Source organism: Vibrio sp. B7 (assembly GCF_963888765.1).
GTDB classification, from domain to species: domain Bacteria; phylum Pseudomonadota; class Gammaproteobacteria; order Enterobacterales; family Vibrionaceae; genus Vibrio; species Vibrio anguillarum.
Genome location: NZ_CAWPKR010000002.1, coordinates 78,939 through 99,335, shown reverse-complemented (window position 1 = coordinate 99,335; position 20,397 = coordinate 78,939). Strand labels below are relative to the sequence as shown.

Sequence of the window (20,397 nt, the reverse complement as noted above, 5' to 3'; positions counted from 1 at the left end):
ACTTGATCATAATTTGCTAAGGAGGAAGTGTGGCGCTTGCTATCGACATTCAAACCTTTCTAACAGCCGAAAGTCATTCACTGACTTTACTATTCATCGGCGTAATTTTGCTTTCCTATTTGTTAGAGGATGTCGCTATTGTCACCGCCGCCACACTGGCTTTGCAAAATCTCATGCCCCCTGGCTTGGCGTTGTTGGCTATTTTTGTCGGCATTGTCAGTGGCGATCTCGGTTTGTATTACTTAGGCCAAGTGGCACAACGCGTTCGTCCGCTTCGTTATCAAGCGCTGACCAATAAACATTTTCGAACCGTCCGTCGCAAGCTGCACCATCATACTTTTTTAAATCTGTTTATTATTCGCTTTGTCCCCGGCCTAAGAACGGTGGGTTTTACTTTGAGCGGCTTTTTTTCTATTCCATTGGCGCTATTTCTGTGCTCCGTACTGACGGCCACTGCACTGTGGACACTGATCGTTTTTTCAACGCTTTATTACCTAGGGAGTCAGGTTTGGCAACAGCCCTCTCATTATCAATGGATCATTATTCCTATCGCGATTGGGCTATTAATGCTCACTAATCGTCTTCTCAACAAATCATTTTCTAAAGGATTGTCATGAACGCCAAATTAGAAATACCTTGCATTGCACATGGCAAAATCAACGCGGGTATGCCGCTTTTAGAGCAAGACACCAAACGCAGCATTTCTCCTTATGAATTTCTGCCCAGTTGGTTTTTCTACACTCCGGTGGTGATTCAAAGCCTGCTGCAAGGGCTACGTTATGGCAACTGGGGCTTACCCTTAATTGCAAACCCCGGCATCAAGCTCAGCGGCATGGTTGGAGAGTCAAAACACGACATTCTTAATCTAGCCGGTGAATACGCTCAGCAGTGGATATCGCCCTTTATCACCCGAACGAAAAGCCATCAAACCGCTCAGCAGCAAACAGCACAGGCTCTGTCTGCAATGCAACAAGCATCGTTGGATTTCCCTCTTGTCGCTAAACCAGATTTAGGCTGCCGCGGCGTTGGCGTAAAACTGCTGCAAAATGAACAACAACTGAGTGACTACATCCAATCATTCCCGATTAATGCCCGTTTTTTACTGCAACAAAAAGCGCCGTATCAAGCTGAAGCTGGCGTATTTTATGTGCGCTATCCCGGTGAGGCTCAAGGCAACATTATTTCCATCACACTTAAGTATGCCCCGTTTGTCACTGGGGATGGCATTCACACTTTAAAGCAGTTAATTGAACGCTGCCCACGCGCAGGGCAACTCCCTCACCTCTATTTTCCTCGCCACCTTGAGAAGCTCGATCAGGTTCTTGAAGCAGGGCTGGAGTTTCAACTCGCCTTTGCGGGCAGCCATAGTCGCGGATCGATTTTCCGCAATGGTAACCGTTACATTACTCGCGCTCTCACCAACAAACTGGATGAGATTTTTAACAATGTTGACGGGTTTCATTATGGGCGGCTCGATATCAAGTTTGCCAATATTCACCAATTGATGGCTGGAGAACAGTTCACGATTTTGGAAATCAATGGCGCAAGCAGTGAAGCCGCTCATATTTGGGATAGAGAAACACCGCTGCGTGAGATCTTCTCAACCTTACTTAGGCAGTACCGAATCTTATTCGACATTGGCGCGCAGCAGCGAAAGTTAGGCCATCAAACACCCAAAATGGCTGAACTGCTGAACGCTTGGCGCAAAGAAAAGGCCTTAACCGAACACTACCCAAGCACGGATTAACCTTATCCATAAGAACAATCATAGGGATAGAAATATGTTTGCAATCACCACAAGTTCACAACAAAGCGCATCGCAGCCTAATTATGCCCCCGTGATCCAAGGCGGCATTGAAACACTGGAACAAGCGCACCAGTTTCTCGAACAGTTAGAAGATAGGCACTACACCCACTTAGCCACACCAATTGTCGCCAGTTCAGTGGGGCAACATTTTCGTCATTGGTTAGATCTGTTTCATGCGCTGGCTAACTCAACTAGCACTATTGATTACAACCAACGCCGCCGGGGCCACCTCGTTGAGACGTCCCGTGCTGCGGCCTTGGCCGAAATTGAGTATTTAATTCAATGGTTAACGCAGTGCTCGGCCTCACTCCAAAAATCCGTTACGGTACTTGTTGAAACCTCATTGCAGGAAACGCAAGTGTGCTCTTTATCATCAACATGGGAGCGAGAGCTAAGCTTCGCCACTTTGCATGCACAGCACCATTTTGCGATGGCTAAAGTGGTCGCTCATTTGCTGCATGTAGAAACCGATGCCGCTTTCGGCTTAGCGCCAGCCACGGCCTCCTTCATTCGGGGGTAATAACATGTGCTCAGTTTCTTGGTTACTCGACAAACACGGCTATCATCTGTTTTTTAACCGTGATGAACAAAAAAACCGCCCATTAGCGTTGCCACCTAAACAATACACGCAAGCTGGTGTTGAAGTGTTGATGCCGATTGATCCTGCCGGTGGAGGCAGTTGGATCAGCCTTAATGAATGCGGTTTGGCTTTGTGCTTGCTCAATAATTACCAAGGTAAAATCCCCCAAGGAGCCGATGCCGAACGCTTAGTGAGCCGCGGTCAATTGCTGAAGCATTTATCCAGTCAAGTCAGTGTCGAGAAGGTTATCCAAGCGTTTACACAGCTTAATCTTCAGCAATTTGCACCATTCACTTTGCTTGCTTTCGACCCTAATTTAACTGATGTACAAGGCAATGTAATGGCTCTGGCGTGGAATGGTGAACAGAGCCAAATCGCGGTGACGCAATCGCCTCTATTTTCATCCAGTGTCGATTTAGAACAGGTGCAACACTACCGCTCGCAGCTCTATCAAGCTTTAATCGCCGAGGAAGATAGTGTGCAACAGCGACTAAAGTTTCACGCCCACCACCATGTCGCCCATCCACATTGGGCACCCTGTATGCATCGTCAAGATGCGCACACCGTTAGCTTTACCTATTTACGCGTCACACAACAGCAGCAGTATATGACCTATATCTCAGGTTCACCTTGCTTACAGCTCAGTGAGACATCACTCCACCAGCAGCGTGATGAGATCGACAAAACCACGCCTTGGGTCGCCAATTTATGAGGAATCAACAATGAAACGTTTACTAGGACTATTACTACTACTTGTCAGCAACGTGAGCCTCGCTGAGGATGAAATTTACACCAGCTTTCTGAGCAATAAAGCGCTGAGTGGCTATGACACCGTCGCCTACTTCACCGAAGGAGAGCCAGTAAAAGGCTCCTCCGATTTTTCGACCCTTTATAAAAATGCGCAGTGGTATTTTTCTTCAAAAGAGAACCTTGAACTGTTTCTGAATAACCCTAACCAATATGCGCCGCAATATGGCGGCTACTGCGCTTGGGCCGTCTCTGAAAAGAATGATTTTGCTCCGGGAGATCCCAATCAATGGGCGATTGTCGACGGCAAGCTCTATCTCAATTACGACAAAAAGATCAAAACATTATGGGATGCCAACCAAGCGGTGCACATCCAACAGGCCGATAAAAATTGGCCCAATTTAATTAAGTAGTAGGAGCCACACCATGACGTTTAAAGCTAGCCAGCATCTCCCCTCACTCTTGATTGCGTTTGTTTTTATTCAATCGCTTGTCTTTAAGTTTTCCGGCTCTTACGAAACCAACTATATTTTTGGCACCTTAGGTGCGTGGTCTGGCCTCGGTTGGTTTGCTGTATATGGCGGGTATTTAATCGGAACGGCTGAACTGATAGCCTCTATTTTGCTGTTTAGCCGCTGGCATGGCCTTGGTGCACTGATGAGCGTCGGCATTATGAGTGGTGCGATTTTCTTTCATTTATTTACGCCTCTTGGCATTGTGATGCCAGAGTTTAACCAAGTAGGAGAAGTGGTCGGCAATGATAGCGGCCTGCTATTTGCGATGGCTTGTCTTGTTTGGTTGTGTGCGGCTTTTTTGGTGCGACGTGATCTCAAAAACGGTGATGGTTTATTGCACCAGTGGCTGAATAAAGGAGTGTGATTATGCTAGCCAGTCCTTTTCGTTTACCGCGGCACACCCCATTTGGCGTCGCAGAATCGATTGTTGAATGGGCCTCTGGGCTTGCAACACTGGATAAACTGTATCAGCAGCGTCCTGCCAAACCCTCTTGCTTTGAGTTTATGCGCTACACGCTAGCGGCACTCAATATCGAATATCGCCTTGCTTTGGGCAGCATCGATAACATTCCACAAACAGGGCCGGTGGTGATCGTCGCTAACCACCCGCTGGGCGCAATTGAAGGGGTGATATTAGCCGATTTAATTGGTTCAGTACGCACCGATATTAAAGTGCTGGCGAATCAGTTGCTAAAGCGCCTGCCTGAAATTAGTGAACTCTTTATCGGTGTCGATGTGTTCAATAGCAAAAGTGCTCGCAGCACCAATGCGCAAGCCATTCGAGATGCGAATCTTCATTTGGCTCAAGGTGGCTTATTGATTATCTTCCCTGCTGGTGAGGTATCTACTTACCCCAAAGGATCGCAAACACTGTCGGATATCGAATGGAGTCAATCCGTCGCCAAATTTGTTAAACGCGCCCAAGCCACCACCGTCCCGATCTTTATTAATGGTAAAAATAGCACTCTGTTTTATCAAGCGGGGCGAATTCATCCACTACTGCGAACGGCATTGCTCGGCCGCGAGCTACTGAATAAGCAGGCGCACAACATTGAGATTTCCATCGGCAATCCCATCCCCTATTCTGAAGTGAAAGCATTTGAACAGGAACGAGACATTGTTCATTATCTGCGTCTCAATACCTATTTAATGAGTGCAACACCTTCCGCAACGCCATCCTCACCAGAATTAGTGACATCGCCCCTCCCTATTATTGATTCGCTTACCGCAGAGAAACTCGAGCAAGATATCGCCGCGCTGCCAAGCGAAAGCAAGCTCTTAGAGCAAGGTGATTGGATTGTCTATTGCGCCGCAAGCGAGCAGTTACCCCACATACTGCAAGAGATTGGTCGAATTCGTGAAGAGAGTTTTCGCGCCGTAGGTGAAGGAAGCGGCTTAGCTTGTGATCTTGATGAGTATGATCGCCATTACTACCAGCTCTTTGTTTGGCACAAGAAAGACCGTCAAATTGTTGGAGCTTATCGATTGGGGTTAGTGGATGAACTGATAGCGAAGCAAGGGTTAGCAGGGCTCTATTCCCGTAGCTTATTTCAGTATGATGAAGCCTTCATCAACACACTAGATACCAGTATTGAGCTAGGCCGCTCGGTGGTTTCCTCGAAATACCAGCGCAACCTCAACTCACTGTTAATGCTGTGGAAAGGTATTGCTGCGTTTGTCGCGCGTCATCCACAATACACGCACTTGTTTGGCCCAGTAAGCATTAGCAACGATTACAGCCACACCGCGCGACAATTAATGGCCGCCACACTCTCTATTCATCATTATGATCATGAAAAGGCAACCTTGGTTTCACCTTCCACTCCACTACGGAGCAATGGGAACACATTTTGGCAAACCAACTTGCTCTCCTCTTTGGCAAGCATTTCTCTGCTGTCGAAAGTGTTAGCAAAAATGGAAAATGGCAAGGGCCTTCCTGTATTGCTGCGCCAATATTTAGGGATGAATGGCAAGCTCGTCTGTTTTAATGTCGACCCCGCGTTTAACAATGCGTTAGATGGCTTAATTGTGGTGAACTTGAAACAAGTTCCACTGCATACACTGGCAAAATACATGGGTAAGGAGCAGGCCAGCGCTTATTTGGATTCGACACCTTTCAGTTCAAAGCCCTCATAAACGCAAAAGCCAGCGAGTTGTTCGCTGGCTTTAATTCTAAATGAAGGGGCTTATTTTAGAAGGCGTGCTCTAAATTGGCGTCCTTTCATCTTACCGCTTTCCATTTTCTTCAGTGCTTTTTTCGCCACCGATTTATGGACTGCAACGTAGCTGCGCATCGGTAACATGTTAATTTTACCGACATATTGACCGTCAATACCGTCGTTACTGGTCAACGCCCCTAGAATATCTCCCGGGCGTACTTTCTGCTTTTTACCGCCATCAATCTGGATAGTGACCATATTGGCTTGATAAGGCGCGTTGTTTAACGCACTGGCATCAGGCAATTTAGCAGGTTCGATGGGCATATCCATATATTCATCAATCATCGCCACTCGGTGCATTTCACTGTCACTGAAGAAACTAAAAGCTAAACCTTTACTGCCCGCTCGGCCAGTACGCCCAATGCGGTGCACGTGCACTTCAGGATCACGTGATAACTCAAAGTTAAATACCGCATCTAAGTTATCGACATCAAGGCCACGTGCCGCCACATCGGTTGCAACTAAAATGGAGATACTTTTATTAGCAAACTGCACCAAAGCTTGGTCACGGTCACGCTGCTCTAAATCACCATGCAGTTCCACCACACTAAAGCCCTTGTGATGTAGATCTTCAGCAACACTTTGTACTTCTTTCTTTGTATTACAGAACACCACGGCAGATTCAGGCTGATGGTGTAAAAGCAGCAGTTCTAACGCGCGATCACGCGCCTCTGTTCCCTCTACTTTATAAAAATATTGCTGAATGCTGGACGTATCATGGGTGGATTCAACTTTGACCATTTCAGGCTCACGCATAATCCGCTGCGCAATTTGTTTGATTTGATTTGGGAACGTAGCACTAAACAGCAATGTTTGACGGCTGGTTGGCGTTTCATTGATGATCGCATCCAGCGCTTCTTGGAAACCCATTTCGAGCATTCGGTCCGCTTCATCAAGCACTAACGTATTGAGTTCAGAGAGATCGATACGACCTTTGTCTAAATGGTCAAGAATACGCCCCGGAGTACCAACCAAAATATGTGCACCGTGCTCTAACGAACCAATTTGTGGCCCCATTGGCATGCCGCCACACAAGGTGAGCACTTTAATATTATGAATGGCGCGGCCGAGTGTGCGAATATCCGTTGCGACTTGATCGGCTAACTCCCGCGTTGGGCATAGCACCAAAGCTTGAACGCGAAAACGCTTAACATTGAGGTTAGATAATACGCCTAAACCAAACGCTGCTGTTTTTCCTGAGCCTGTTTTTCCTTGGCCAATCACATCCTTACCCGCCAAAATGGTTGGCAAGCTTAACGCCTGAATCGGCGTCATCTTGGTGTATCCCAAAGTATCGAGGTTAGAAAGAAGTTCTGGTTGTAGATTTACCGTTGAAAAAGAGAGATTACTCAAGAGACCGTCCTTTCGTTAGACGAAAATTAAACGCCTATTATCGTTATTTAACCTCGTGTGGCTAGTGAATCTTTATTTATCATTCATCAAGTTTGTAGCTCACTCTTAACCTTTGTTAATGAATCATGCACTTAAGCTTGATAAAGTAACAACATCCATTTTTAAAGGGGCACTACGATGATTACTTGGCACTGTCTTTCATTCTCACAATTAACCACTCATCAACTTTATGCGCTACTTAAACTGCGCGTCGATGTCTTTGTGGTCGAACAAACCTGTCCTTACCCTGAATTGGATAATAAGGATATTCAGCCGGGTGTTTTTCATTTAATTGGTGAACAGAATCAGCAGATTGTTGCCTGCGCGCGCTTACTCCCTGCGGGGATTAGCTACCCAAGTGTCAGCATTGGTCGCATTGCAACCCAAAAAGAAGCGAGAGGAAATGGCCTTGGACACCAATTAATGCAGCAAGCATTAGCCGAATGCCAGAAGCTGTGGCCCAATCAAGATATTGAAATTGGTGCACAGCACTATCTTGCTAGCTTCTATCAAAGTTATGGTTTTCAACAAACGTCGGCGATATATCTAGAAGATGATATCCCGCATATCGACATGCAGCTCAGCAAGTAAGTAACCCCCTTGATCAAAGCGTGTTATTTACTACGGCCAAATCCGCCATCTGAGCGCCTGAAAAACATCACTGATTGATCGTTTTTCTCAAGTTGTAGGATATCGAGCTGCCCATCAGCCGCGAGTTTGAAGCGAACTAATTGGCCTTGGGTAATTTGGCTGAGCGGTTTGTCACTGCCTTCAATTTTGACTAAGGCATTAAGATCAGACATCGGTAAATCATTTGCCCGAAAAACCTGCGACAAAGTGTCCCCGTTTTTAACCGTGTACTCTCGCCAGAACTCAGATTTACGATCGGTTTGTAGAGGCGTTTTTTGTTCACTCAACCCAACCGTATTAATGCTGATTTCCACACGCTCACTACTTTTCGGTAGAGCGACCTGCTCTGTTCGCTCAGGAAAAGGAATAATAATGAGCAAACACACTACTGGAACGATCGCTAATAAAGCGCGCTGGTGAAGCTTAGGCAGCGCCAGCCAAACTGTGCGAACACGTAAAATAAGGCCACGCCAATCGAATGCATGCCACTTCTGTTGGATAAACGCTAAATAATCAGTTTGCGGTTTCTTCTTGTGACGACGATTCATCTTAACCCGTCTCCTTTTCTGTCGAGCTACAGTATAAAAACTCAAGAGGGATCAGTATAGAGCCAAGGTGGCGATAACGTAAACGTTGACACAATCTTGAACATTTTTCTTTGGGATCTGCGATTTGTCACAACCTGAAGGTTCAATATTGGATATTTCCCATTAGCATTTCATCCCATGCTTGAAACTGATATCCTTTGGCACTTGTTTATTTACATAAAAAGAGTGACTGTTTATGTCTGAAGTAAAATTTGACACTGTAGAGCAAAAAGCAAGCTACGGTATCGGTCTACAAATGGGCCAACAACTTGCGGGTAGTGGTCTAGAAGGACTTAGCGTTGACGCCATCGCCGCAGGTATCGCAACCGCATTAGTAGGCGACATGCCATCAATTGAAATTGATGAAATCAATAATGCACTGCAAGAGTTGCACATGCGTGCGGAATCTCTACGCCAAGAAGCTGCCAAAGCAGCCGCAGCCGACGGTGAAGTATTCTTAACAGATAACGCACTACGCCCTGAAGTGACCGTTCTTGAATCTGGTCTACAGTACGAAATTCTTACAGAAGGTACGGGGGATATCCCGACATCTGACAAGCAAGTACGTGTTCATTACCACGGTGAATTGACTGACGGTACAGTATTTGATAGCTCTGTATCTCGCGGTCAACCAGCTGAATTCCCAGTAACAGGTGTAATCAAAGGTTGGGTAGAAGCACTACAACTGATGCCTGTGGGTTCAAAATGGAAACTCTATATTCCACAAAATCTTGCCTACGGTGAGCGTGGCGCTGGCGCTGCAATTCCTCCTTTTGCAGCTCTAGTATTTGAAGTAGAGCTACTCGATATTCTATAAATAGAATTGATAGTGAGAAGGTTGGCATTCGCTGACCTTTTTTTATTAGTATTTCTTACTTAGCATCTATCAAAAACGACACTACGCATACTTATCTGGTTAGCCCGTGTTCAAAGATAAAATCTACGCATACAAAAAAGCCGAGTATTACTACTCGGCTTTTTTAATTATACGAACTGATTACTCAGCAGCAGCTTCTACAGCTACTTCTGGGCGATCGACAAGCTCAATGTATGCCATTGGAGCTTTATCACCAGTACGGAAACCGCACTTTAGGATACGTGTGTAGCCGCCTTGGCGAGCTGCAAAACGTGGACCTAGTTCGTTAAATAGTTTTGCCACAACTTCGTTATCACGAGTGCGAGCAAATGCTAGACGACGGTTTGCAACACTGTCAGTCTTAGCTAGTGTAATCAAAGGCTCAACGACGCGACGTAGCTCTTTTGCTTTTGGCAAAGTAGTCTTGATAACTTCATGACGTACTAGAGAGCTAGCCATGTTGCTGAACATCGCTTTGCGATGACTGCTGTTGCGGTTGAGTTGACGACCACTCTTACGATGGCGCATGACCTAATCCTTCTAACTAGTATCGATTAATCTTCAGCGATAGACGCTGGCGGCCAGTTCTCTAGGCGCATGCCCAAAGATAGACCACGTGATGCAAGCACGTCTTTAATCTCTGTAAGAGATTTCTTACCAAGGTTTGGCGTTTTAAGTAGCTCAACCTCAGTGCGCTGTACTAGATCACCGATGTAGTGAATCGCTTCTGCTTTCAAACAGTTAGCAGAGCGAACTGTTAGTTCAAGATCGTCTACAGGACGCAGTAGGATTGGATCGAATTCTGGCTTCTCTTCCTTCTCCTCAGGTACACGTACATCACGAAGATCTACGAACGCATCCAATTGTTCAGCAAGAATAGTTGCTGCACGACGGATTGCTTCCTCAGGTTCTAGAGTACCGTTCGTTTCCATATCGATAACGAGCTTATCTAAATCAGTACGTTGTTCTACGCGAGCGGCTTCCACAGAGTAGGCAATTTTGTCTACTGGGCTGTAAGTAGCATCTACAAGTAGACGACCGATTGGACGCTCATCTTCTTCAGTATGGATACGAGCTGAAGCTGGAACATAACCACGACCACGTTCTACTTTGATACGCATAGCGATCTCAGCGTTGTCATCCGTTAGATGACAAATCACGTGCTCAGGGTTAGTGATCTCTACATCACCATCATGGGTGATGTCACCTGCAACAACAGGGCCCGAGCCTGATTTGTTCAGCGTAATGAACACTTCATCTTTGCCTTCGGCAACGCGAACAGCCAAACCTTTTAGGTTCAGAAGGATCTCAAGGATATCTTCTTGAATGCCTTCTTTGGTGCTGTACTCGTGTAGTACGCCTTCAATCTCCACTTCAGTTACAGCACAACCTGGCATTGAAGATAGAAGAATACGGCGAAGTGCATTACCCAGAGTATGGCCGAAACCACGCTCTAACGGCTCAAGAGTTACTTTTGCGTGTGTCGTGCTAATCTGTTCGATATCAACAAGACGTGGCTTAAGAAATTCTGTTACAGAACCCTGCATTGTGTCCTCTCTTTAGTTTAACCTTACTTAGAGTAAAGCTCGACGATCAATTGTTCGTTGATGTCAGCTGACAGGTCAGAACGCTCAGGCATACGCTTGAATGTACCTTCCATTTGGCCGCCATCTACTTCAATCCAAGTTGGTTTTTCGCGTTGTTCAGCAACTTCTAGAGCTGCTTTAATGCGAGATTGCTTTTTAGCTTTCTCACGGATTGCAACAACGTCGTTAACCGCAACATTGAAAGAAGGAACGTTTACAACTTTACCGTTAACTAGGATAGCTTTGTGGCTTACTAGCTGACGTGCTTCTGCGCGAGTAGCGCCAAAGCCCATGCGGTAAACTACGTTATCAAGACGACCTTCAAGAAGCTGAAGTAGGTTTTCACCAGTATTGCCTTTAAGACGTGCAGCTTCTTTGTAGTAGTTACGGAATTGTTTTTCTAGAACGCCATAAATACGACGAACTTTTTGCTTCTCACGAAGCTGAACACCGTACTCAGATAGACGACCGCGACGAGCGCCGTGTACACCTGGTGCGTTGTCAATTTTACACTTGGTATCAATCGCACGAATGCCTGACTTAAGGAACAAGTCAGTACCTTCGCGGCGGCTAAGCTTCAGCTTAGGACCCAAATATCTTGCCATGATCTTTCTCCAATCTTCCTAGAAACGTTATACGCGGCGTTTCTTAGGTGGACGACAACCGTTATGAGGGATTGGTGTCGCATCAACAATGTTAGTGATACGGAAACCAGCAGCGTTCAGTGCGCGAACAGTTGATTCACGACCTGGACCTGGACCCTTAACCATAACCTCTAGGTTCTTAAGGCCGTATTCTTTAGCCATTTCAGCACAACGCTCAGCAGCAACCTGTGCAGCGAACGGAGTAGACTTACGAGAACCGCGGAAACCAGAACCACCAGCAGTTGCCCAAGCTAGAGCATTACCTTGACGGTCTGTGATAGTTACGATTGTGTTATTGAAAGATGCATGGATGTGCGCTACGCCATCAGCAACTTGCTTGCGTACACGCTTACGTGCGCGAGTTGGTTGTTTTGCCATTGTACTCTATACCCTTCCGACTATTTCTTGATCGGTTTACGCGGACCCTTACGGGTACGAGCGTTGGTTTTAGTACGCTGTCCACGTAGTGGTAGACTGCGACGATGACGAAGACCACGGTAACAGCCAAGGTCCATAAGACGCTTGATGTTCATGGAAACTTCACGACGAAGATCACCCTCTACAGTGTATTTAGCTACACCATCACGCAGTAGATCGATCTGCTCTTCAGTTAGTTCACTGATCTTAACACTTTCAGCAATACCCAAATCAGCTAAGATAGCTTTCGAACGGGTCTTGCCGATGCCGTAGATTGCAGTTAATGCAATTACAGCATGCTTCTGATCAGGAATGTTAATGCCTGCTATACGGGCCACTATTCACTCCTAGTACTTATATAAGAAATTATCCGCAGCAAAGCCCGTCGAGGATACGCTGCGGCATACTACTTCTTTTGCACACAAAAGGTAGGCCGAGGAATATACTCGACCGACCTTTATATTTCAAGTAAAAATTTCTGCTAATTAGCCTTGGCGCTGCTTGTGCTTTGGCTCACTGCAAATCACGCGAACGACGCCGTTACGCTTGATTACTTTACAGTTACGACAGATTTTTTTAACGGAAGCACGAACTTTCATTGCTAAACTCCGTAAGTGAAATCTGAATTAACGGCCGTAGCCCTTCAGATTTGCTTTTTTCAACACAGAATCATACTGTTGGGACATCATATGAGTCTGTACCTGTGCCATAAAGTCCATAATCACAACCACTACGATAAGTAGTGATGTGCCGCCGAAGTAGAAACGTACGTTCCACGCGACCATCATGAACTCGGGAATCAGACAGATAAAGGTAATATAGAGAGCACCCGCTAAGGTTAGTCTGGTCATTACTTTATCAATGTATCTCGCTGTCTGCTCACCTGGGCGGATGCCGGGTACGAACGCACCGGACTTCTTCAAGTTATCCGCTGTTTCACGAGGGTTAAACACCAACGCTGTGTAAAAGAAACAGAAGAAAATAATCGCTGCTGCATAAAGCATAACGTACAGAGGTTGACCCGGGCTAAGAGCCAAAGACACATCAGTTAACCAACCGAATGTGCTGCTCTCACCATTTTGACCAAACCACTGAGCTAATGTTCCTGGGAACAAAATAATACTCGATGCAAAAATTGCAGGTATTACACCCGCCATATTAATTTTCAATGGCAAGTGAGTACTTTGCGCTGCAAACACTTTACGACCTTGTTGACGCTTTGCATAGTTAACGACAATACGACGCTGACCACGTTCCATGAAAACAACGAAATAAATCACAGCAAAAGAAAGTACCGCAATTAACAACAGAAGAAGCACATGCAATTCACCTTGACGCGCTTGCTCAATCGTTTGTCCGATTGCCGAAGGCAATCCAGCAACAATACCTGCAAAAATCAAAATGGAAATACCATTTCCTATTCCACGCTCAGTAATTTGTTCACCTAACCACATTAAGAACATGGTGCCAGTTACTAAACTCACGGTAGCAATCAGGGTAAACATGGTTTGGTCGATAACAACCAGATTGTTGACCATGTTTGGTAAGCCTGTTGCGATACCAATAGCTTGGAATATTGCAAGTACAAGCGTGCCATAACGCGTATATTGGCTAATCTTACGACGCCCTGCCTCACCCTCTTTCTTGAGTTCGGCTAACGCTGGATGAACTACAGTTAGCAATTGGACAACAATTGACGCCGAAATATACGGCATGATGCCCAATGCTAAGATAGATGCACGCGAAAGAGCACCACCGGAGAACATGTTAAACATTTCAACGATGGTACCTTTTTGCTGTTCGAACAAATCGGCAAGTACAGCTGCGTCAATACCAGGAATCGGCACAAAAGAACCGGCTCGGAATACTAAAAGTGCACCAATTACGAATAATAAGCGCGACTTTAGCTCACTTAAGCCGCTCTGAGCACTACGAAAATCTTGTCCTGGTTTCTTAGCCATCTGTACCTCGTTCCTCGAGATTATTCCTCGATTTTACCGCCTGCAGCTTCGATTGCAGCTTTAGCGCCTTTAGTCACGCGAAGACCTTTCACAGTCACTGCTTTGCTAATCTCACCAGAAAGAACAACTTTAACATTTTCGATGTTCTTAGTGATTAGGTTAGCTGCTTTCAAGCTGTTTAGATCGACCACGTCACCCGTAACTTTCGCTAGCTCAGCTAGACGAATTTCAGCAGACACTAGGCTCTTACGAGAAGTGAAACCGAATTTAGGTAGACGTTGTTTTAGAGGCATTTGACCGCCTTCAAAACCTGGACGAACTGTACCGCCAGAACGTGACTTTTGACCTTTGTGACCGCGGCCACCTGTTTTACCAAGGCCAGAACCGATACCACGGCCTAGACGCTTAGGAGCGTGCTTAGAACCAGCAGCCGGTGATAGAGTATTCAAACGCATTCTGATTACTCCTCAACTTTAACCATGTAGTAAACCTTGTTGATCATACCGCGTACACACGGTGTATCTTCAAGTTCTACTGTATGGTTGATACGACGAAGGCCTAGACCACGCAAAGTAGCTTTGTGCTTTGGTAGACGACCAATTGAGCTTTTAGTTTGAGTTACTTTAATAGTTGCCATGGTGCTTACTCCGAAATCGCTTCAACAGTGAGACCACGTTTAGCTGCAACCATTTCTGGTGACTTCACATCTACTAGACCAGCAACTGTTGCACGAACAACGTTGATTGGGTTAGTAGAACCGTACGCTTTCGCAAGTACGTTATGTACACCGGCAACTTCTAGTACAGCACGCATCGCACCACCGGCGATAACACCTGTACCTTCTGCAGCTGGCTGCATGTAAACTTTAGAGCCCGAGTGACGACCTTTCACCGCGTGGTGAAGAGTGCCTTCGTTAAGAGCGATAGTAACCATGTTACGACGCGCTTTTTCCATTGCTTTTTGAATCGCTGCAGGTACTTCACGAGCTTTGCCGTATCCGAAACCTACGCGACCATTACCGTCACCAACTACAGTTAGTGCAGTAAAGCTCATGATTCGACCACCTTTAACCGTTTTAGAAACACGGTTAACTGCGATTAATTTTTCTTGCAAATCACTAGCTTGTTGTTGTTCTTTAGCCATCTTCCAACCCTACCTTAGAATTTCAGACCAGCTTCGCGAGCAGATTCTGCTAGCGCCGCTACTCGACCGTGGTATTGGAAACCAGAACGATCAAACGCAACAGCTGATACGCCTTTTTCAAGAGCGCGTTCTGCAATAGCTTTACCTACCGCTTTAGCTGCGTCTACGTTACCGGTGTTCTTAACTAGCTCACGGATCGCTTTTTCTACAGTAGAAGCTGCTGCGATAACCTCAGAGCCGTTTGATGCGATAACCTGAGCGTACACGTGACGAGGAGTACGGTGTACTACTAGGCGAGTTGCACCCAGTTCAGCAATCTTACGACGTGCGCGTGTAGCACGACGGATGCGAGATGCTTTCTTATCCATAGTGTTACCTTACTTCTTCTTAGCTTCTTTACTACGCACATTTTCATCTGCGTAACGGACGCCTTTACCTTTATAAGGTTCTGGCTCACGGTAAGAACGGATGTCAGCCGCAACTTGACCCACTACTTGCTTATCGCAACCAGTTAGGACAATTTCAGTTTGGCTAGGACATTCAGCATTGATACCCGCTGGTAGTTCATGCTCTACAGGGTGTGAGAAGCCTAAAGTAAGACTTACTGAGTTGCCTTTAATAGCAGCACGGTAACCAACACCTTTAAGAACAAGCTTCTTAGTAAAGCCTGCAGTAACACCAACAACCATGTTGTTTACTAGTGCACGAGCAGTACCTGCTTGTGCCCAAGCGTTAGCAACACCTTCACGAGGACCGAAAGTAAGGTTGTTTTCTTCCTGTGCAATAACTACGCCTTTATTCAGGACGCGAGTCAGCTCACCTTTACCACCTTTTACAGTGATTTCTTGGCCGTTTAGTTTCACCTCTACGCCAGCTGGAATAGCGACAGGTGCTTTAGCAACACGAGACATATCCTACTCCTTACGCTACGTAGCAAATGATTTCACCGCCAAGACCTGCTTTGCGAGCAGCACGGTCAGACATCAGACCCTTGGAAGTGGACACCACAGCAACACCCATACCGCCCATCACTGTTGGTAACGCGTCTTTTTTCTTATAAACGCGTAGACCAGGACGTGAAACACGTTGGATTTGCTCGATTACTGGTTTAGCTTGGAAGTACTTAAGAGTAACTTCTAGCTCAGGTTTTACTTCGCCTTCAACAGCGAAATCTGCGATATAACCTTCAGCTTTTAGCAGTGCAGCAATTGCAACTTTAAGCTTTGAAGAAGGCATTTTTACAGCAACTTTATTTGCTGCCTGACCGTTACGAATGCGGGTCAGCATATCCGAAATCGGATCTTGCATGCTCATAAGATTTACTCCAAATGATTAAGTGGCAATTACCAGCTAGCCTTACGAAGTCCAGGAATCTCGCCTTTCATGCAAGCTTCGCGAACTTTGATGCGGCTTAGACCGAACTTACGTAGGAAACCGTGTGGACGACCAGTTTGGTTGCAACGGTTGCGCTGACGTGAAGCACTTGAATCACGTGGAAGAGCTTGCAGTTTAAGAACTGCGTTCCAACGATCTTCTTCAGATGCGTTTACATCGCTGATGGTAGCTTTTAGCATCGCACGCTTTTCTGCGAACTTAGCTACTAGCTTTGCACGTTTTACTTCACGTGCTTTCATTGATTGTTTAGCCATAACAGTAACCCTTCACCTTACTTACGGAATGGGAAGTTAAAGGCAGCCAGCAGAGCACGGCCTTCCTCATCGGTACCAGCAGAAGTCGTGATAGTGATATCAAGACCGCGTACACGATCGACTTTATCGTAGTCGATTTCTGGGAAGATGATTTGCTCGCGAACGCCCATGCTGTAGTTACCGCGTCCGTCAAAAGACTTAGCGCTAACACCACGGAAGTCACGTACACGTGGAAGTGCAATAGAGATTAAACGCTCTAAAAAATCCCACATACGTTCGCCACGCAAGGTTACTTTACAACCAATTGGGTAGCCTTCACGAATTTTGAAACCTGCAACAGATTTACGAGCTTTAGTGATCAGTGGTTTTTGACCAGAGATCGTAGCCATATCAGCTGCTGCATTTTCTAATAGTTTCTTATCGTTGATAGCTTCACCAACGCCCATGTTTAGGGTGATTTTATCAATCCTAGGGACTTGCATGACGCTTGTGTAACCGAACTGTTTGGTCAGTTCAGTCACTACAGACGACTTGTAGTAATCATGCAGTTTCGCCATAGTAGAACTCCAAATTACTTCTAATTAGTTAGAAACGATTTCACCGTTAGATTTGAAGAAACGAACTTTTTTGCCGTCTTCAAAACGGAAACCGATACGGTCCGCTTTACCAGTTGCTGCGTTAAAGATTGCAACGTTAGAAGCATCAATAGCTGCTTCTTGTTCAACGATGCCACCTTGTTGACCTAGAGCCGGAACCGGCTTTTGGTGTTTCTTAACAAGGTTGATACCTTCAACGATAACTTTACCAGTTACGAGAACCTTAGTTACTTTACCTTTCTTGCCTTTATCTTTACCAGCAAGAACGATTACTTCGTCATTACGACGGATTTTAGCTGCCATGTGTGCCGCTCCTTACAGAACTTCAGGTGCTAGTGACACGATTTTCATAAATTTCGCATTGCGAAGTTCACGAGTCACTGGACCAAAGATACGTGTACCGATAGGTTGCTCTGTATTATTGTTCAACAATACGCAAGCATTACGGTCGAAGCGAATGACAGAACCGTCTGGACGACGTACGCCTTTACGGGTGCGAACTACCACCGCCTTCAGTACATCACCTTTTTTAACTTTACCGCGAGGAATTGCTTCCTTCACTGTAACTTTGATGATGTCACCGATATGTGCATAACGGCGGTGAGAGCCACCCAGAACCTTAATACACATTACCTTGCGCGCGCCTGAGTTATCAGCTGCATCAAGTGTACTTTGCATTTGGATCATTGTTAGTGCTCCGCTAAATATTAAAACTAGACCCTCTCGGGTCGGGCTGCCTCTTTAAAAGGGACGCGAATTGTACCACCCTTTCCTAAGATTGGGTAGACAAAAAATAAACGGCTCCAAAAAAACTTTGGAGCCGTTTAAAATCATAGAATAACGATGATTACATCTTCGCTTTTTCTATAACTTTAACCAATGTCCAAGACTTAGTCTTAGACAGAGGACGACACTCACGAATCTCAACGGTATCGCCTAGGCCACACTCGTTGTTTTCGTCATGTGCGTGTACTTTAGTCGTACGCTTTACGAATTTACCGTAAATTGGGTGTTTCACCATGCGCTCGATAGCAACAGTGATAGATTTATCCATCTTGTCACTAATAACACGACCTAGTTGAGTACGAATTTTGTCGCTCATTATTCGCCTGCCTTCTCAGTCAAAACAGTTTTAACGCGTGCGATATCACGGCGTACAGCTTTCAAAGTATGAGTTTGCTGTAGTTGACCAGTTGCAGCTTGCATGCGCAAGTTGAACTGTTCACGTAGCAAATTCAGTAGCTCAGCGTTAAGCTCTTCAGCGCTTTTTGCGCGTAGATCTAGTGCTTTCATCACATCACCTGTTTAATTACGAATGTAGTTTTGAATGGCAGTTTACGAGCCGCTAGGCGGAACGCTTCACGTGCCAATTCTTCAGGTACACCGTCCATTTCGTACATAACCTTACCAGGTTGGATTTGGGCTACCCAGTACTCAACGTTACCTTTACCCTTACCTTGACGAACTTCTAGTGGTTTTTCAGTGATTGGCTTATCTGGGAACACACGGATCCAGATTTTACCTTGACGCTTAACGTGACGTGTCATTGCACGACGTGCCGCTTCGATCTGACGAGCAGTTAGACGACCACGTCCAACGGCTTTAAGACCAAATGTACCGAAGCTTACGTCAGTACCTTTAGCTAGACCGCGGTTGCGACCAGTATGAACCTTACGGAACTTAGTGCGTTTAGGTTGTAGCATCAGTCGACTCCTTACTTACGGCCTTTACGCTGCTTCTTAGGCTTGTCAGCCTTTGGCTCAACAGCGTTTGCAGCTGGCATACCACCAAGGATTTCACCCTTGAAGATCCAAACTTTAACGCCGATCACACCGTATTGAGTGTGAGCCGAAGAAGTTGCGTAATCAATGTCAGCACGTAGAGTGTGTAGAGGCACACGGCCTTCACGGTACCACTCAGAACGTGCAATTTCAGCGCCGCCAAGACGACCGCTTACTTCCACTTTGATACCTTTAGCGCCTAGACGCATAGCATTTTGTACCGCACGCTTCATAGCACGACGGAACATAACGCGACGCTCTAGTTGAGACGCGATGCTATCAGCCACTAATTGGCCGTCTAGCTCAGGCTTACGTACTTCAGCGATGTTAATTTGCGCTGGTACACCTGCAATTTTAGCTACAGCTGCGCGTAGCTTCTCAACGTCTTCACCTTTCTTACCGATAACAACGCCTGGGCGAGCAGTGTGGATAGTCACACGAATGCTCTTAGCAGGACGCTCGATAACGATGCGTGATAGAGACGCTTTTGAAAGTTCCTTAGTAAGGAACTGACGTACCTTGAAGTCGCCGTCTAGGTTGTCAGCGAAATCTTTGGTGTTAGCAAACCATGTAGCATTCCAAGGCTTAACGATGCCAAGACGAATACCATTAGGATGTACTTTCTGACCCATTGCTTACTCTCCTAGTCTCTTAGCGGTCTGCTACAACAACAGTGATGTGGCTTGAACGCTTCAAGATACGATCCGCACGGCCTTTTGCACGAGGCATAATACGCTTCATGACCGGGCCCTCATCTACGAAGATTTTAGCGACATTAAGATCGTCGATATCTGCACCTTCGTTGTGTTCTGCGTTAGCGATAGCTGACTCTAGAACTTTCTTAACTAATACAGCCGCTTTTTTGTTGCTGAAAGTTAGGATTTCAAGAGCCTGATCCACAGATTTACCACGGATTAGATCTGCAACTAAGCGAGCTTTCTGAGGAGAAATGCGAGCAAAGTTATGTTTAGCAATAGCTTCCATCATTTACTCCTTAGCGCTTCTTAGCTTTCTTATCCGCAGCGTGACCACGGTAAGTACGAGTTGGTGCGAATTCGCCCAGTTTGTGACCGATCATTTCATCAGTGACAAATACTGGAACGTGCTGACGACCATTATGGACAGCGATGGTCAAACCAATCATTGATGGAATGATCATTGAACGACGGGACCAAGTCTTAATAGGCTTTTTGTCTCCGCTTTCCACCGCTTTCTCTACCTTCTTCAGCAAGTGTAGGTCAATAAATGGACCTTTCTTGAGAGAACGTGGCATGGCTTATCCTCTTA

General features: G+C 45.9%; 34 protein-coding genes. 9 read left to right on the top strand and 25 right to left on the bottom strand.

Annotation, left to right across the window (positions count from 1 at the left end; all coding sequences use genetic code 11):
• Nucleotides 1–29: 29 nt before the first annotated feature.
• Genes AACV32_RS01400 through AACV32_RS01370 form a run of 7 tightly spaced genes read left to right on the top strand, consistent with a single transcriptional unit; the run spans nt 30 to nt 5,785 of the window.
• On the top strand, nt 30–617 hold the full coding sequence (locus AACV32_RS01400) for a DedA family protein (protein WP_017049187.1): 588 nt from the start codon (nt 30–32) through the stop codon (nt 615–617).
• Nucleotides 614–1,747, top strand: coding sequence for a hypothetical protein (locus AACV32_RS01395; protein ID WP_017049188.1), 1,134 nt, complete (start codon nt 614–616; stop codon nt 1,745–1,747). The genes AACV32_RS01400 and AACV32_RS01395 overlap by 4 nt, the downstream gene beginning before the upstream one ends.
• A 34-nt stretch (nt 1,748–1,781) precedes the next feature.
• Nucleotides 1,782–2,327, top strand: a complete 546-nt coding sequence (locus AACV32_RS01390; protein WP_170895587.1) for a hypothetical protein — start codon at nt 1,782–1,784, stop codon at nt 2,325–2,327.
• Between the two features lie 4 nt (nt 2,328–2,331).
• Nucleotides 2,332–3,099, top strand: a complete 768-nt coding sequence (locus AACV32_RS01385; RefSeq protein ID WP_170895586.1) for an NRDE family protein — start codon at nt 2,332–2,334, stop codon at nt 3,097–3,099.
• Between the two features lie 10 nt (nt 3,100–3,109).
• Nucleotides 3,110–3,547 (top strand): YHS domain-containing (seleno)protein, encoded by a 438-nt coding sequence (locus tag AACV32_RS01380; RefSeq protein ID WP_017049191.1) that lies wholly within the window; start codon nt 3,110–3,112, stop codon nt 3,545–3,547.
• Nucleotides 3,548–3,560: 13 nt separating this feature from the next.
• A complete protein-coding gene (locus AACV32_RS01375) occupies nt 3,561–4,013 on the top strand; it encodes a hypothetical protein (RefSeq protein ID WP_013855934.1) in 453 nt (150 codons plus the stop codon).
• Between the two features lie 2 nt (nt 4,014–4,015).
• Nucleotides 4,016–5,785, top strand: a complete 1,770-nt coding sequence (locus AACV32_RS01370) for a lysophospholipid acyltransferase family protein (protein ID WP_170895585.1) — start codon at nt 4,016–4,018, stop codon at nt 5,783–5,785.
• Between the two features lie 50 nt (nt 5,786–5,835).
• Here AACV32_RS01370 and dbpA read toward each other — a convergent pair whose 3' ends face one another.
• On the bottom strand, nt 5,836–7,221 hold the full coding sequence (dbpA, locus tag AACV32_RS01365; protein WP_017042859.1) for an ATP-dependent RNA helicase DbpA: 1,386 nt from the start codon (nt 7,219–7,221) through the stop codon (nt 5,836–5,838).
• Nucleotides 7,222–7,398: 177 nt separating this feature from the next.
• Between dbpA and AACV32_RS01360 the strand changes: the two genes are divergently transcribed.
• Nucleotides 7,399–7,851 (top strand): GNAT family N-acetyltransferase, encoded by a 453-nt coding sequence (locus tag AACV32_RS01360; protein ID WP_017049193.1) that lies wholly within the window; start codon nt 7,399–7,401, stop codon nt 7,849–7,851.
• A gap of 23 nt (nt 7,852–7,874) precedes the next feature.
• Here the strand turns inward: AACV32_RS01360 and AACV32_RS01355 are convergent, their stop codons facing one another.
• On the bottom strand, nt 7,875–8,438 hold the full coding sequence (locus AACV32_RS01355; RefSeq protein ID WP_026028414.1) for a LysM-like peptidoglycan-binding domain-containing protein: 564 nt from the start codon (nt 8,436–8,438) through the stop codon (nt 7,875–7,877).
• 235 nt (nt 8,439–8,673) lie between these two features.
• Between AACV32_RS01355 and AACV32_RS01350 the strand changes: the two genes are divergently transcribed.
• Nucleotides 8,674–9,294 (top strand): FKBP-type peptidyl-prolyl cis-trans isomerase, encoded by a 621-nt coding sequence (locus AACV32_RS01350; RefSeq protein ID WP_017049195.1) that lies wholly within the window; start codon nt 8,674–8,676, stop codon nt 9,292–9,294.
• A gap of 180 nt (nt 9,295–9,474) precedes the next feature.
• Here the strand turns inward: AACV32_RS01350 and rplQ are convergent, their stop codons facing one another.
• The 23 genes from rplQ to rpsS all read right to left on the bottom strand — a co-directional run bounded on the left by rplQ (nt 9,475) and on the right by rpsS (nt 20,383).
• The gene (rplQ, locus tag AACV32_RS01345; RefSeq protein WP_017042856.1) at nt 9,475–9,861 is read right to left on the bottom strand and encodes a 50S ribosomal protein L17; all 387 of its coding nucleotides are present in this window, start codon (nt 9,859–9,861) and stop codon (nt 9,475–9,477) included.
• A 26-nt stretch (nt 9,862–9,887) separates the two neighbouring features.
• Nucleotides 9,888–10,880, bottom strand: a complete 993-nt coding sequence (locus AACV32_RS01340; RefSeq protein WP_010318781.1) for a DNA-directed RNA polymerase subunit alpha — start codon at nt 10,878–10,880, stop codon at nt 9,888–9,890.
• Between the two features lie 23 nt (nt 10,881–10,903).
• A complete protein-coding gene (rpsD, locus tag AACV32_RS01335) occupies nt 10,904–11,524 on the bottom strand; it encodes a 30S ribosomal protein S4 (protein WP_013855928.1) in 621 nt (206 codons plus the stop codon).
• Nucleotides 11,525–11,551: 27 nt separating this feature from the next.
• Nucleotides 11,552–11,941 (bottom strand): 30S ribosomal protein S11, encoded by a 390-nt coding sequence (gene rpsK, locus AACV32_RS01330; RefSeq protein WP_001118870.1) that lies wholly within the window; start codon nt 11,939–11,941, stop codon nt 11,552–11,554.
• Nucleotides 11,942–11,961: 20 nt separating this feature from the next.
• Entirely contained in the window at nt 11,962–12,318 is a 357-nt protein-coding gene (gene rpsM, locus AACV32_RS01325) for a 30S ribosomal protein S13 (RefSeq protein WP_010318779.1), read from the bottom strand.
• A gap of 147 nt (nt 12,319–12,465) precedes the next feature.
• Nucleotides 12,466–12,579, bottom strand: a complete 114-nt coding sequence (gene rpmJ, locus AACV32_RS01320; protein ID WP_000868186.1) for a 50S ribosomal protein L36 — start codon at nt 12,577–12,579, stop codon at nt 12,466–12,468.
• 27 nt (nt 12,580–12,606) lie between these two features.
• The gene (gene secY, locus AACV32_RS01315) at nt 12,607–13,941 is read right to left on the bottom strand and encodes a preprotein translocase subunit SecY (RefSeq protein ID WP_017046739.1); all 1,335 of its coding nucleotides are present in this window, start codon (nt 13,939–13,941) and stop codon (nt 12,607–12,609) included.
• Nucleotides 13,942–13,961: 20 nt separating this feature from the next.
• Entirely contained in the window at nt 13,962–14,396 is a 435-nt protein-coding gene (rplO, locus tag AACV32_RS01310; RefSeq protein WP_010318777.1) for a 50S ribosomal protein L15, read from the bottom strand.
• A gap of 5 nt (nt 14,397–14,401) precedes the next feature.
• Entirely contained in the window at nt 14,402–14,578 is a 177-nt protein-coding gene (gene rpmD / locus AACV32_RS01305; protein WP_004398455.1) for a 50S ribosomal protein L30, read from the bottom strand.
• Nucleotides 14,579–14,583: 5 nt separating this feature from the next.
• Complete coding sequence (gene rpsE, locus AACV32_RS01300) at nt 14,584–15,084, bottom strand: 30S ribosomal protein S5 (RefSeq protein WP_010318775.1); 501 nt, start codon at nt 15,082–15,084, stop codon at nt 14,584–14,586.
• Between the two features lie 14 nt (nt 15,085–15,098).
• Complete coding sequence (gene rplR / locus AACV32_RS01295) at nt 15,099–15,452, bottom strand: 50S ribosomal protein L18 (RefSeq protein WP_013855926.1); 354 nt, start codon at nt 15,450–15,452, stop codon at nt 15,099–15,101.
• Between the two features lie 9 nt (nt 15,453–15,461).
• Entirely contained in the window at nt 15,462–15,995 is a 534-nt protein-coding gene (gene rplF, locus AACV32_RS01290) for a 50S ribosomal protein L6 (RefSeq protein WP_010318773.1), read from the bottom strand.
• A gap of 10 nt (nt 15,996–16,005) precedes the next feature.
• The gene (rpsH, locus tag AACV32_RS01285) at nt 16,006–16,398 is read right to left on the bottom strand and encodes a 30S ribosomal protein S8 (protein WP_010318772.1); all 393 of its coding nucleotides are present in this window, start codon (nt 16,396–16,398) and stop codon (nt 16,006–16,008) included.
• Nucleotides 16,399–16,427: 29 nt separating this feature from the next.
• A complete protein-coding gene (gene rpsN / locus AACV32_RS01280; protein WP_010318771.1) occupies nt 16,428–16,733 on the bottom strand; it encodes a 30S ribosomal protein S14 in 306 nt (101 codons plus the stop codon).
• A gap of 17 nt (nt 16,734–16,750) precedes the next feature.
• Nucleotides 16,751–17,290: a 50S ribosomal protein L5 gene (gene rplE, locus AACV32_RS01275; protein ID WP_010318770.1), complete on the bottom strand. Its 540-nt coding sequence runs from the start codon at nt 17,288–17,290 to the stop codon at nt 16,751–16,753.
• Between the two features lie 24 nt (nt 17,291–17,314).
• The gene (gene rplX / locus AACV32_RS01270) at nt 17,315–17,632 is read right to left on the bottom strand and encodes a 50S ribosomal protein L24 (protein ID WP_010318769.1); all 318 of its coding nucleotides are present in this window, start codon (nt 17,630–17,632) and stop codon (nt 17,315–17,317) included.
• Nucleotides 17,633–17,644: 12 nt separating this feature from the next.
• Complete coding sequence (gene rplN / locus AACV32_RS01265) at nt 17,645–18,016, bottom strand: 50S ribosomal protein L14 (RefSeq protein WP_010318768.1); 372 nt, start codon at nt 18,014–18,016, stop codon at nt 17,645–17,647.
• A gap of 160 nt (nt 18,017–18,176) precedes the next feature.
• A complete protein-coding gene (rpsQ, locus tag AACV32_RS01260) occupies nt 18,177–18,431 on the bottom strand; it encodes a 30S ribosomal protein S17 (protein WP_013855925.1) in 255 nt (84 codons plus the stop codon).
• Nucleotides 18,431–18,622: a 50S ribosomal protein L29 gene (gene rpmC, locus AACV32_RS01255; protein WP_010318766.1), complete on the bottom strand. Its 192-nt coding sequence runs from the start codon at nt 18,620–18,622 to the stop codon at nt 18,431–18,433. The genes rpsQ and rpmC overlap by 1 nt, the downstream gene beginning before the upstream one ends.
• Nucleotides 18,622–19,032, bottom strand: coding sequence for a 50S ribosomal protein L16 (gene rplP / locus AACV32_RS01250; protein WP_010318765.1), 411 nt, complete (start codon nt 19,030–19,032; stop codon nt 18,622–18,624). The genes rpmC and rplP overlap by 1 nt, the downstream gene beginning before the upstream one ends.
• A gap of 11 nt (nt 19,033–19,043) precedes the next feature.
• Nucleotides 19,044–19,742 (bottom strand): 30S ribosomal protein S3, encoded by a 699-nt coding sequence (gene rpsC, locus AACV32_RS01245; protein WP_010318764.1) that lies wholly within the window; start codon nt 19,740–19,742, stop codon nt 19,044–19,046.
• A 19-nt stretch (nt 19,743–19,761) separates the two neighbouring features.
• Nucleotides 19,762–20,094, bottom strand: coding sequence for a 50S ribosomal protein L22 (rplV, locus tag AACV32_RS01240; protein ID WP_026027327.1), 333 nt, complete (start codon nt 20,092–20,094; stop codon nt 19,762–19,764).
• 10 nt (nt 20,095–20,104) lie between these two features.
• Nucleotides 20,105–20,383: a 30S ribosomal protein S19 gene (gene rpsS / locus AACV32_RS01235; protein ID WP_010318762.1), complete on the bottom strand. Its 279-nt coding sequence runs from the start codon at nt 20,381–20,383 to the stop codon at nt 20,105–20,107.
• Nucleotides 20,384–20,397: the final 14 nt, after the last annotated feature.